Source organism: Nocardioides sp. P4_G4 (genome assembly GCF_056401085.1).
The window spans coordinates 1-12,113 of record NZ_JBFUKA010000107.1; the positions used below are offsets into that span (position 1 = coordinate 1).

The 12,113-nt window shown below is 72.6% G+C and carries 10 protein-coding genes; 6 read left to right on the plus strand and 4 right to left on the minus strand.

Features of this window, described 5'->3' with window-relative positions; all coding sequences use genetic code 11:
- From infB to AC1DQF_RS19265, 5 genes are all read left to right on the plus strand, one after another.
- Nucleotides 1-2,461, plus strand: a 2,461-nt coding sequence (infB, locus tag AC1DQF_RS19245) for a translation initiation factor IF-2 (protein WP_477526840.1), incomplete at its 5' end; no start/stop codon positions are given.
- A gap of 140 nt (nucleotides 2,462-2,601) precedes the next feature.
- The gene (gene rbfA, locus AC1DQF_RS19250; protein ID WP_477526841.1) at nucleotides 2,602-3,087 is read left to right on the plus strand and encodes a 30S ribosome-binding factor RbfA; all 486 of its coding nucleotides are present in this window, start codon (nucleotides 2,602-2,604) and stop codon (nucleotides 3,085-3,087) included.
- Nucleotides 3,084-3,953, plus strand: a complete 870-nt coding sequence (truB, locus tag AC1DQF_RS19255) for a tRNA pseudouridine(55) synthase TruB (protein WP_477526842.1) — start codon at nucleotides 3,084-3,086, stop codon at nucleotides 3,951-3,953. The genes rbfA and truB overlap by 4 nt, the downstream gene beginning before the upstream one ends.
- A gap of 22 nt (nucleotides 3,954-3,975) precedes the next feature.
- Entirely contained in the window at nucleotides 3,976-4,920 is a 945-nt protein-coding gene (locus AC1DQF_RS19260; protein ID WP_477526843.1) for a bifunctional riboflavin kinase/FAD synthetase, read from the plus strand.
- A complete protein-coding gene (locus AC1DQF_RS19265; RefSeq protein ID WP_477526844.1) occupies nucleotides 4,917-5,966 on the plus strand; it encodes a hypothetical protein in 1,050 nt (349 codons plus the stop codon). Before AC1DQF_RS19260 ends, AC1DQF_RS19265 begins: the two co-directional genes overlap by 4 nt.
- Before the next feature lie 39 nt (nucleotides 5,967-6,005).
- Here the strand turns inward: AC1DQF_RS19265 and AC1DQF_RS19270 are convergent, their stop codons facing one another.
- Genes AC1DQF_RS19270 through AC1DQF_RS19285 form a run of 4 tightly spaced genes read right to left on the minus strand, consistent with a single transcriptional unit; the run spans nucleotide 6,006 to nucleotide 10,230 of the window.
- Nucleotides 6,006-6,248, minus strand: a complete 243-nt coding sequence (locus AC1DQF_RS19270; RefSeq protein WP_477526845.1) for an HPr family phosphocarrier protein — start codon at nucleotides 6,246-6,248, stop codon at nucleotides 6,006-6,008.
- A gap of 30 nt (nucleotides 6,249-6,278) precedes the next feature.
- A complete protein-coding gene (locus AC1DQF_RS19275; RefSeq protein WP_477526846.1) occupies nucleotides 6,279-8,426 on the minus strand; it encodes a PTS fructose transporter subunit IIABC in 2,148 nt (715 codons plus the stop codon).
- Nucleotides 8,423-9,376 carry a 1-phosphofructokinase family hexose kinase gene (locus tag AC1DQF_RS19280; RefSeq protein WP_477526847.1) on the minus strand — a complete coding sequence of 318 codons (954 nt, stop codon included), beginning with the start codon at nucleotides 9,374-9,376 and terminating at the stop codon, nucleotides 8,423-8,425. The genes AC1DQF_RS19275 and AC1DQF_RS19280 overlap by 4 nt, the downstream gene beginning before the upstream one ends.
- The gene (locus AC1DQF_RS19285) at nucleotides 9,373-10,230 is read right to left on the minus strand and encodes a DeoR/GlpR family DNA-binding transcription regulator (RefSeq protein ID WP_477526848.1); all 858 of its coding nucleotides are present in this window, start codon (nucleotides 10,228-10,230) and stop codon (nucleotides 9,373-9,375) included. The genes AC1DQF_RS19280 and AC1DQF_RS19285 overlap by 4 nt, the downstream gene beginning before the upstream one ends.
- A gap of 67 nt (nucleotides 10,231-10,297) precedes the next feature.
- Here AC1DQF_RS19285 and ptsP point away from each other — a divergent pair, with 67 nt between their 5' ends.
- Nucleotides 10,298-11,977 carry a phosphoenolpyruvate--protein phosphotransferase gene (gene ptsP, locus AC1DQF_RS19290; RefSeq protein WP_477526849.1) on the plus strand — a complete coding sequence of 560 codons (1,680 nt, stop codon included), beginning with the start codon at nucleotides 10,298-10,300 and terminating at the stop codon, nucleotides 11,975-11,977.
- The last annotated feature ends 136 nt before the right edge of the window (nucleotides 11,978-12,113 follow it).

Here is a 12,113-nt window from a genome sequence, read left to right on the forward strand (position 1 = left end):
GGCTCCGGCTGCCCCCGAGGCTCCGGCCGCTCCCGAGGCTCCGGCCGCCGCGGCTCCCGCGTCGGCCTCGCCGAAGCCGGCGACGCCGGCTCCGCGCCCCTCGGCCCGTCCCGGCGCCCCGCGCCCGGGCAACAACCCGTTCGCCTCCAGCCAGGGCATGGGTCGCCGTCCGGCGCCCGCGCCCGGTGGCGACGCGGCTCCTGCTGACCCGCAGCGTCCTCCGCGTCCCGCGGCGGCGCGCGACGGCGGCGCTCCGGGCCGTCCGGGCATGCCTCGCCCCAACCCGGCGATGATGCCCAAGTCCCCGGCCGCCTTCGGCTCGGGCCCCGGCGGCCGTCCCGGCCCCGGTGGTCCCGGTCAGGGTCGCGGCGGAGCCCCGGGTCGTCCGGGCGCCCCCAGCCGCGGTGGTGCCCCCGGTCGCGGTGGCCCCGGTGCCGGTGCTGGTGCTCCGGGCCGTCCCGGTGGCGCTCCCGGTGGCTTCGGCCCCAGCGGCGGCGGTCGTCCCGGCGGTGGCCGTCCCGGCCAGCGCGGCCAGACCCAGGGTGCCTTCGGTCGCCCCGGTGGGCCGTCGCGTCGTGGACGCAAGAGCAAGCGCGCCCGTCGCCAGGAGTTCGAGGCCATGGACGCCCCGACCCTGGGTGGCGTGCGCGTCCGCAAGGGCAACGGCGAGACCGTCCGCCTGCCGCGTGGCGCGTCGCTGACCGACTTCGCGGAGCGGATCAACGTCGATGCAGCTGCCCTCGTGCAGATGCTCTTCTCGCTCGGCGAGATGGTGACGTCCACGCAGTCCGTGGGTGACGAGACGTTCGAGCTGCTCGGCGAGGAGCTCAACTACGTCGTCCAGATCGTGTCCCCCGAGGACGAGGACCGCGAGCTGCTCGAGACGTTCGACCTCGAGTTCGGCGCCGACGAGGGCGAGGAGTCCGACCTGGTCGTCCGCCCGCCGGTCGTGACCGTCATGGGTCACGTCGACCACGGCAAGACCAAGCTGCTCGACGCCCTGCGTGACGCCAACGTCGTGGACAAGGAGGCCGGTGGCATCACCCAGCACATCGGTGCCTACCAGGTCCACACCGAGGTCGACGGCAACGACCGTCGCATCACCCTCATCGACACCCCGGGTCACGAGGCGTTCACCGCCATGCGTGCGCGTGGTGCCCAGGCGACCGACATCGCGATCCTGGTGGTCGCCGCCGACGACGGCGTCATGCCGCAGACGGTGGAGGCGCTCAACCACGCCAAGGCGGCCGGCGTACCGGTCGTGGTCGCGGTCAACAAGATCGACAAGCCCGACTCGGACCCGACCAAGGTCCGTGGACAGCTGACCGAGTACGGCCTCATCCCCGAGGAGTACGGCGGCGACGCGATGTTCGTCGACGTCTCGGCCAAGGCGGGGCTCAACCTCGACAAGCTGCTCGAGGCGGTCGTGCTCACCGCGGACGCCTCGCTCGACCTGCGGGCCAACCCCGACCAGGACGCCCAGGGCCTCGTGGTCGAGGCGCACCTCGACCGCGGTCGCGGTCCGGTCGCCACGGTGCTCGTCCAGCGCGGAACGCTCCGCGTCGGCGACTCGATCGTGGCCGGTCCGGCCCACGGTCGTGTCCGCGCCATGCTCGACGAGCACGGCAACGAGATCACCGAGGCTGACCCGTCGCGTCCCGCGATGGTGCTCGGTCTGAGCGCGGTGCCGGGTGCGGGCCAGAACTTCATCGTGGTCGAGGACGACCGCATGGCCCGTCAGATCGCCGAGAAGCGCGAGGCGCGCGAGCGTGCGGCCATGCAGGCCAAGCGCCGCGTCCGCCGCAGCCTCGAGGACTTCATGGCCTCCATGGAGAAGGGCGAGAGCCAGGAGCTCAACCTCATCCTCAAGGGCGACGTGTCCGGTTCGGTCGAGGCACTCGAGGACGCCCTCGCCAAGATCGACGTGGGCGACGAGGTGTCGCTGCGCGTCATCGACCGCGGTGTCGGTGCGATCACCGAGACCAACGTCGACCTGGCCGCTGCCTCCGACGCGATCATCATCGGCTTCAACGTCCGGCCCCAGGGCAAGGCGAGCCAGATGGCCGACAAGGAAGGTGTCGAGATTCGCTACTACTCGGTCATCTACCAGGCGATCGAGGAGATCGAGGCCGCGCTCAAGGGCATGCTCAAGCCCGTCTACGAGGAGTCGACCCTGGGTCAGGCGGAGATCCGCGAGATCTTCCGCTCGTCCAAGGCCGGCAACATCGCGGGCTGCATGGTCATCGGTGGTCTCATCCGCCGCAACGCCAAGGTCCGCGTCCTGCGCGACGGTGCTGTGGTGGCCGACAACCTCGACCTGTCCTCGCTGCGCCGCGAGAAGGACGACGCCTCCGAGGTCCGCGAGGGCTTCGAGTGTGGTCTGGTGCTGCGGAACTTCCAGGACATCAAGATCGGCGACATCGTCGAGTCCTTCGAGATGCGCGAGATCGCGCGCAGCTGACCAACCGAGTTGATCGGGCACTTTCGTGGTGCTCCGGAGCAGTGACCGGGCAGCTCCGTCCTCCTACGAGGACGGAGCTGCCCCGTCGGCCTCCGGGAGCGCACCGGGGGTGCCCGGTCGACGTTTGAGAGAGTGGAACCATGAGCAACCCCCGCGTCCGCAAGATCGCCGACCGCATCCAGGTCATCGTCGCCGAGATGCTCGAGCGTCGGATCAAGGACCCGCGCCTGGGCTTCGTCACCATCACCGACGTCCGCGTCACCGGTGACAGCCAGCAGGCGTCGATCTTCTACACCGTCCTCGGCGCCGACGAGGAGCGCGAGAGCACGGCCGCTGCGCTCGAGTCGGCCAAGGGCGTCATCCGCTCCGAGGTCGCCAAGCAGCTCGGCATGCGCATCGTGCCGACGCTGACCTTCATCCCCGACGCACTGCCGGAGAGCGCTCGCGCCCTCGACGAGGTGCTCGCGCGGGCCAAGGCCCTCGACGAGGAGGCCGCGGCCCGCCGGGGCACGGCGTACGCCGGCGAGGAGGACCCCTACAAGAAGCCGCGCGAGGAGGGCGACCTCGACACCGACGACGACGTCTGGGGTGACGACGCGCGCGAGGACGAGCACGGCGACACGTGAGCGCTCCCGTCGCTGACGGGCTGGTCGTCGTCGACAAGCCCGGCGGCATGACGTCGCACGACGTCGTCGCCCGCACCCGGCGTGCGCTCGGGACCCGCAAGGTCGGCCACGCCGGCACGCTGGACCCGATGGCCACCGGCGTGCTGGTGCTCGGCGTCAACCGCGCCACCCGGCTTCTCGGCCACCTGATGCTCACCGAGAAGCGGTACGACGCGACGATCCGCCTCGGGGCGTCGACGACGACCGACGACGCGGAGGGCGAGGTGACCGCGACCGCCCCGACCGAGGGCGTCGGGGAGGCGCAGGTCCGAGAGCTCCTGGCCTCGTTCGTCGGTGAGATCGACCAGAAGCCCACGGCCGTCTCCGCCATCAAGGTGGACGGCAAGCGCGCCTACCAACGGGTCCGCGACGGCGAGGACGTCGACCTGCCCGCGCGGCGGGTGACGATCCACGACCTCGAGGTCACCGACGTACGGGGCGCCGACGTGGACATCTCGGTGCGTTGCTCCAGCGGCACCTACATCCGCGCGATCGCCCGCGACCTCGGCGCCGCGCTCGGCGTCGGGGGGCACCTGGTTGCGCTGCGGCGTACGGCGGTCGGTCCGTTCGACCTGTCGGTCGCCCGCACCCTGGAGGACCTCGCCGACGACCCGTCGGTGCTCCCCGTCGCCGAGGCGGCGCGCGCGACCTTCCCCGCGGTCGACCTCGACGAGGAGACCGCCGCGCAGGTGCGGTTCGGACGACCGCTCGACCGGGCCCTGCCCGGAGCGGGGGAGCACGCCCTGTTCGCGCCCGACGGCACGTTCCTGGCCCTCTACGAACCGACCGCCACGGGTGCCCGCCCGGTGGCCGTCTTCGTCGGCTAGCACCGTCGGTAGGCTTCGGCCCGTGCAGATCTGGCGTTCCTTCGACGACGTGCCGGCCGACCTCGGCCGCACGGTCGTCACGATCGGCAACTTCGACGGCGTGCACCTCGGGCACCGGCACGTGCTGGACCAGGCCCGTGCCACGGCCGGTGACCTCGGTGTCGACACCGTCGTGGTGGTGACGTTCGACCCCCACCCGATGGCGGTGCTGCGGCCGGAGCACGCGCCGCCGATCCTGGCGTCGATCGAGACCCGGGCCCGGCTCCTCGAGGAGGCCGGCATCGATGCGGTGCTGGTCATCCCGTTCGACCGCGACATCGCGGGCTGGAGCCCGGAGGAGTTCATCGACCGGGCGCTCGTGGGCACGCTGCACGCCCGGGCCGTCGTGGTCGGGGCCAACTTCCGCTTCGGCTCCCGGGCCGCCGGTGACGTGGCGCTGCTGCGCGAGGCCGGCGCGGAGCGGGGCTTCGACGTGGAGGGGGTCGCCCTCGACGGCGGGCCCCAGGTCTGGAGCTCGACGTACGTCCGCCAGTGCCTCGCCACCGGCGACGTCGCCGGTGCGGCCGAGGCACTGGGTCGCTCCTTCACCGTGCGCGGCGTCGTCGTGAAGGGCGACCAGCGCGGCCGCGAGCTGGGCTACCCGACCGCCAACGTGCCCACGCCGGTCGACGGCGCTGCCCCGGCCGACGGCGTGTACGCCGGCTGGCTCACCCGCCGCGACACCGGGGAGCGCTTCCCCGCCGCGATCAGCGTCGGCACCAACCCGACCTTCGACGGCGAGCGCGAGCGCCGCGTCGAGTCCTACGTCCTGGACCGCGACGACCTCGAGCTGTACGGAGTGGAGGTCGAGGTCGAGTTCGTCGAGCGACTGCGGGGGATGGTGAAGTTCGAGGGCGTCGAGGCGCTCATCGAGACCATGCACGACGACGTACGCCGTGCGCGGACCATCGTGGAGCCGCAGCCGTGACCCCACGCCAGCGTCCGGGGGACCCGCTGGCGGCCACCGAGGACTGGTTCCTCGAGCACGGGCTGTCATACTTCGTCCCCTCCGAGCGGGCCGCGGCCCGTGAGGCGCTGACCCGGCGCCGGGTGGTCCCCGCGCTGGCCGTCGTCGCCGTCGTGGCCGCCCTCCTGGCGGGCCTGCTGGGCTGGCTGTCCAGCCAGGTCGCGGCGGCCCCCGCGGTGCTGCTGACCGTGGCGGGAGCCGGGGTGGTGACCTACGCGCTCACCGCCCTGCGGGCCCGTCCCATCGTCGGCTGGGCCCTCAAGCGCACGCTCTCCAGCCTGGGGTCGGTGCTGTCCACCGCGTCGCGCGCCCTGCCGCTGCTCCTGGTCTTCGTCGCGTTCCTGTTCATCAACGCCGAGGCCTGGCAGATGACGTCGCACCTCGGCTTCGGCACCCTGTGGCTCACCGCGCTGCTGCTCCTCGGGCTGGGCACCGTGTTCCTGCTGGTGCGGCTGCCCGAGGAGGTCGACCAGGCTGACGACGCCGTGGACGACGCCTTCCTGCTGCGGACCTGCCGCGGCACCCCCCTGGAGGGCGTGTGCCGCGACCTCGTCGRCGACCCCGCTGCCGATCCCGCCGCGCATGCGCAGGTCACCGGCTACGAGCGGTGGAACCTCATCGTGGTGCTGCTGGTGATCCAGGCCGTGCAGGTGCTGGTGCTCGTGGCGGCGGTCTTCGGCTTCCTGCTGGTCTTCGGGTCCCTCATCGTCAACGAGGGGGTCCAGGAGGCGTGGACCGGGCTGGACGCCACCCACCACGCGCCGTTCGTGCCCACCGTCTCGGCCGAGCTCGTGAAGGTGTCGCTGTTCCTGGCGTCCTTCTCCGGCCTCTACTTCACCGTCGCGGCCATCACCGACGAGACCTACCGCGGCCAGTTCTTCAGTGCCGTGATGGTCCACCTCGAGCGGGCCGTCGGCGTCCGCGCGGTCTACCTCGCGCTGCGCGAGCGCCGCGCCCAGCAGACCTCCTGGCCCCCCGTCGTACGACGACGGGCCGGCGCCCCGTGAGGGGGCACCGGCCCGTCGATCGGGTCACGCGGGGTGTGCTCAGGCGTCGAGGTCCTGCTCGACGAGGGCGGCGATCGCGTCGAGCGCCGACTGGTCGTCGCTCTCCACCTCGACGGTCGCGCCGTTGCCGGCCCCGAGGGTCATGATCATCAGCGACGAGCTGGCGTCCACCCCGTTGATGGTGACCGCGGCGTCGAGGCCCTCAGCGGCCTCGGCGATGATCGCGGCGGGACGGGCGTGCAGGCCGACGGCCGAGCCGACGACGACGGACTTGCTGGGCATGTGTGCTCCTTCGTGGGTGGGTCGAACGGGTCAGACAGTGGTGACGTCGGCGTCGGAGGGGCCGATGGACTTCAGGACGATGACGGCGGCCGCTCCGACGGCGACGCCGGCCGCGAGGGCGATGAGGTAGCCGAGGACGTTCTCGACGGCGAACAGCACGAAGATCCCTCCGTGCGGCGCCCGCACGCTGACCTCCATCGCCATCGACAACCCGCCCGTCACGGCGCTGCCCAGCATGATCCCGGGGATCACACGCAGCGGATCGGCTGCGGCGAACGGGATGGCGCCCTCGGTGATGAATGACAGGCCCAGCAGCCAGCCGGCCTTGCCGTTCTCCCGCTCGGCCACGCTGAACAGGCCGGGGCGAAGGACGGTGGCCAGCGCCAGGGCGATCGGCGGGACCATGCCGGCGAGCATGACTGCGGCCATGATCTGGAGCTCGGGGGCGTCGTTGGCCAGTGCTGCGCCGCCGACCCCGACGGCGGCGAAGGTGTAGGCGACCTTGTTGAGCGGGCCACCCATGTCGAAGGCCATCATCAGACCCAGGATGATCCCGAGGAGGATCGCGCTGCCACCCGACATCGAGTTGAGCCCCTCGGTCAGCTGGTCCATGAGCCAGGAGATCGGCTTTCCGAGCACGATCAGCATCGTCAGACCGGCCAGCACCGACGCGAACAGCGGGATGACCAGGACCGGCATCAGCCCGCGGGCCCAGGTCGGCACCTTCCAGCTCGCAATCCAGTGCGCAGCGATGCCCGCCAGGGCGCCACCGATCATCGCCCCGATGAACCCGGTGGCCGGGTAGGCGACCCCGTCGGAGGTCTGCACGTTGAACAGGTTGGCGGACAGCCCGCCCAGGACGAAGCCCGGTGCGATGCCGGGGCGGTCGGCGATCGCGTAGGCGATGTAGCCAGCCAGGGCCGGGAGGAACAGCGCGAAGGCGGTCTTGCCGATGATGAAGAAGAGCGCCCCCAGGTACGCCATCAGTCCGGAGTTGAACAGGGCGTGGTCGAGCCCGAGCGCCTCGGGGTCGGGCAGGTTGAAGAGGCCGTTGTTGACGGCGATGTCGCCGTAGGGGCCGACGATCTCGTAGCCGCCCAGCAGGAAGCTCAGCGCGATCAACAGGCCGCCGGCGGCGACGAACGGGATCATGTACGAGACGCCGGTCATCAGCACCCGCCGGACGCGGCCACCCCACGACTCCGCAGCGCCGTGGTCGGCACCTCCCGCGGAGGCCTCGCCCTCGACCCGCGGGGCGTTTGCGGGATCGGCTGCGTAGCGCAGCGCTTCGGCGATCATGGCGTCGGCGTCGTCGATCGGCCGCTTCACACTGGAGCTGACCATCGGCTTGCCGGCGAACCTGCTGCGGTCGCGCACGCCCACGTCGACGGCGAAGATCACCGCGCCCGCCTGGGAGATGGTCTCGTACGCCAAGGGCGTGCTGCCGGCCGAGCCCTGGGTCTCGACCGCGATGGCGACCCCGGCCCGCGCGGCGGCGGCCTCGAGGGCCTCGGCGGCCATGTAGGTGTGCGCGATCCCGGTGGGGCAGGCGGTGACGGCGACCAGCGACGTGGCCGTGGTGGCGGCCGGGGCGGTGGCCGTCGCAGTGGCGCCGGCCGTCGAGGCGGCTCCCGCCGTGGCAGCCGTGCCCCCGGCGGGAATGCCCGGGGGAGTGCCGTCGGGCGTGCCGGAGGCCGGAGCGGCAGCCGGGGCCGAGGAGGGGCCGGCCACGTCGAGGGCCTGGTTGATGAGGGCCACGACCTCGTCGGCGTCCTCCGCGTCGCGCAGCGCGTTGGTGAAGGCCGGCTTGACGAGCGACCGGGCAAGCTTGGTGAGCAGCTGCAGGTGGGTGGCGTCCCCTCCCGCCGGGGCGGCGATGAGGAAGGCCAGGGTCGCGGGGCCGTCCTTGGCCCCGAAGTCGACCCCGGGGCTCAACCGGGCGAAGGCCAGCGTCGGCTCGTCCACCCCGGTGGTGCGGCAGTGCGGGATGGCGATGCCGCCGGGCAGGCCGGTCGAGGAGGTCTCCTCCCGGGCGAAGGCGTCGGCGACGAGCTGGTCGGCGTCCGCGGCGCGGCCGGCCTCGCCCACCACCGCGGCCAACCCCCGGATCACGTCGTGCTTGTCGTCGCCCCACGTCGTGTCGAGGCGCACCAGTTCCCTGGTGATCAGATCGGTCATGCAGTGCCTCCCAAGGCGGTGACGGTGACGAGCTCGGTGCGAAGGTGCGACGGCTCGGGGATCGTGGTGCCGGGCAGGGCGGCAGCAGCGCTGCCGTAGGCCACGGCGAGGGCGAGGCACTCCGGCGACGTGAGTCCCCGGATGTCGCCCATGATGTAGCCGAACAGGCTGGAGTCGCCGGCGCCCACCGTGCTCACCACGGTGGTCGGCGGGGGAGTGGCGTGCCACGCTCCCGCGGCGGTGACGAGGACGGCGCCGTTGCCGCCCAGGGTCGCGAGCACGGCTTCCACGCCGCGGTCGACGAGCGTGCGGGCGGCGGCCGCCGCCTTGTGGGGATCGGACTCGAGGACCTCGGGATCACCTCCGGTGAACGAGGCGAGCTCCTCGCCGTTGGGCTTCATGAGGTGTGGTGCCGCGCCCGGGAGGGCGTCGACCAGCGCGCGGAGCGGGGCCTCGCTGGTGTCCACGGCGACCTTGGCGACGGTGCCGCGCAAGCGGCGTACGACGTCGGCGTAGAACTCGGGGGGAGCGCCCGGCGGCAGCGAGCCCGCCAGCACGGCCCAGTCGGCGCTTCCGGCGCGGGCCATGAGGGCGTCGGACATCGCGTCGAGGTGGACCTGCTCAACGGTGGCTCCCGGCGAGTTGAGCTTGGTGGTGGTGCCGTCGGGCTCGGTCACGGTGATGTTGACCCGGACGTCGCCGGCGGGGCGCACGGGCCGGCAGTCGATGCCGGAGGCGAGCAGCTCGATGACGAACGGGTCGTCCTTGGCCGCCGGGAGCACCGCCAGGGTGGGCTGCCCGGCGCTGACCGAGGCGCGCGAGATGTTGACGCCCTTGCCACCTCCCTGGGAGGTGACGGACTCGACGCGCTGCACCGCCCCGCGCACGAGCTCACCGGCCAGCGCCACGGTCCGGTCGATGCTGGGGTTGGGGGTGAGGGTCAGGATCATGCGATCACCACTTCCACGCCTGCTGCGTCGAGGGCCGACATGTCGTCGGGCTTGATGGCTGAGTCGGTGACCAGGACGTCGATGTCACCGACGGTGGCGAACCGCAGGGAGGACTCGACGCCGATCTTGGTGGAGTCGGCGAGGACGACGGTACGCCTTCCGGCGGCCACGATGGCGCGCTTGGTGGCCGCCTCTTCCCGGTCGGGCGTGGTCAGTCCGTGACGGGTGCTCAGACCGTTGGTCGCCACGAAGGAGACGTCCGCGCGCAGGTCGGCGAGCGCGGCCACGGTGTCGGCGCCCACGGCGGCCTGGGTGGTGGGTCGCACCTTGCCGGGGAGGAGGAACAGGTCGATCTGGGGCAGCCCGGCGAGCCGGGCGGCGACGGGCACGGCGTGCGTGACGACGGTGAGCCGGTGGTCGCGCGGGAGGAGGCTGGCGAGCCGGGCGGTCGTGGAGCCGGCGTCGATGACGATGATGGATCCCGGCGGCGGCAGCAGGGCGATGGCGGCGGCCGCGATCAGGTCCTTGGCGGCGGTGTTGGCCAGGTCGCGCTCGGTGAGCCCGGACTCGATCACGGCCAGCGAGCTCGCCGGGACGGCGCCGCCGTGCACGCGCCTGATCAGCCCGATGCGCTCGAGCGCCGAGAGGTCGCGCCGCACCGTCTCGGTGGTCACCAGGAACTCCTCGGCCAGCTCGGCCACGGAGACGCGGCCCTGACGGGTGATGGCCTGGGCCATGGCCTGCTGGCGTTCCTCGGCGTACACCGGACTCCTTCCTGGGGCGTTTGCGGTGGAGGTGGCGGGGAGGTGGCGGAGCACCTGTGGGGCGAGCGCGACGTGTCGGTCGTCACGCATCTGTGTCTGTGTTGTTTTATCCCCGTATCTGTTGATTGTCAAGGACGCTCTGAACTACGGTGTGTCCATGACCACACCTGCTCACTCCGTGCTCCGCGGGACGCCCGTCGTGCCGGGAGTCGCCGCCGGCCCTGCCCTGCTCGTGCGCGGGGAGGTCTCGCCCGACGCGATCGCCCGCTTCGGCGACGGCGACTTCGCCGACGCCGACGCTGCGATGTCGGCGTACGACGACGCGGTCGTCGCCGTCGCCGACGGCTTCGCCCGCAAGGCCGACAAGGCCACCGGCCCGGCCGCGGAGGTCCTCACGGCCAGTGCGGGCCTCGCCCGGGACAAGGGGCTGCGCGGTGCGGTGTCCAAGAACGTCGCCGCCGGCCAGGGCCTCGTGTCGGCGGTGGACGCGGCCGTCGAGCAGTTCGTCACCATCTTCACCAACATGGGTGGCCTGATCGCCGAGCGCATCACCGACCTCGAGGACATCGAGCGTCGCCTGGTCGCCCACCTCGTGGGCGAGCCCGAGCCCGGTGTCCCCACCCCCTCGCGGCCGTCGGTGCTCGTCGCCGAGGACCTGGCGCCCAGCGACACGTCCGGTCTCGACCCCGAGCTGATCACCGCGCTGGTGACCGAGCGCGGTGGGGCCACCAGCCACACGGCGATCATCGCCCGGCAGCTGGGCATCCCCTGCGTGGTCGGGACCGCCGGCATCACCGACGTCGAGCCCGGCACCTTCCTGGTCGTCGACGGCGAGTCGGGCGAGATCGAGCTCGGCGGCGACCCCGCCGAGGCCCAGCAGCGGGTCGAGGCGAGCAGGGCGGCCCGTGAGGAGCTGGCCCAGTGGTCGGGTCCCGCGTCGACGTCCGACGGCATCCCGGTCAAGCTGCTCGCCAACGTCGCCGACGGCCCCAGTGCGGTCCAGGCCAGCGCCGAGCCCGTGCAGGGCGTCGGGCTCTTCCGCACCGAGCTGTGCTTCCTCAACGCCACCGACGAGCCGTCGGCCGAGGAGCAGGGGGACATCTACGCCTCGGTGCTCGGCGCCTTCGGGGAGGGGCAGCACGTGGTGATCCGCACCCTCGACGCAGGCTCCGACAAGCCGATCGCGTTCGCCACGCTGCCGGGGGAGGAGAACCCCGCCCTCGGCGTCCGGGGGCTGCGCCTGTCCTTCGGCAACCCCGGCCTCATGGACCGCCAGCTCGACGGCATCCGGATCGCCGCGGAGCGCACCGGCACCGAGACCTGGGTGATGGCGCCGATGGTCGCCACGGTGGCCGAGGCCGCCGACTTCGCCGAGAAGGTCCGGGCCCGCGGGCTCAAACCCGGCATCATGGTCGAGATCCCCAGTGCCGCGCTGCTGGCCCACCGCATGCTCGAGGTCGTCGACTTCCTCTCCATCGGCACCAACGACCTCACCCAGTACACGATGGCCGCGGACCGGATGGCCACCGACCTGGCCCACCTCACCGACCCGTGGCAGCCGGCGGTGCTCCAGCTGATCGCCATCACGGCCGAGGCGGGCAAGCAGGCGGGCAAGTCCGTGGGGGTCTGCGGCGAGGCCGCGGCCGACCCGCTGCTGGCGTGCGCCCTCGTGGGCATGGGCGTCACCTCGCTGTCGATGGCCGCCCGGGCCGTGCGACCCGTCGGCGCCCAGCTCTCCCGGGTCTCGATGGACACCTGCGAGGCCGCCGCCGAGGCGGCGCTCGGTGCCAGCGACCCGATGACCGGACGCGACGCCGTACGCGCGCTGCTGCACTGAGGTCTGGGGCCGGCCCCCCACCCTCCTGACGCGACGAACCCGGCCGGTGCGGCACCGGCCGGGTCCGTGTGCGTGTCTTGCACTTCGTGTGGGTTGCAACGGCCCACATGTGCAGGAACCCCCGCCGAGGCGGGGA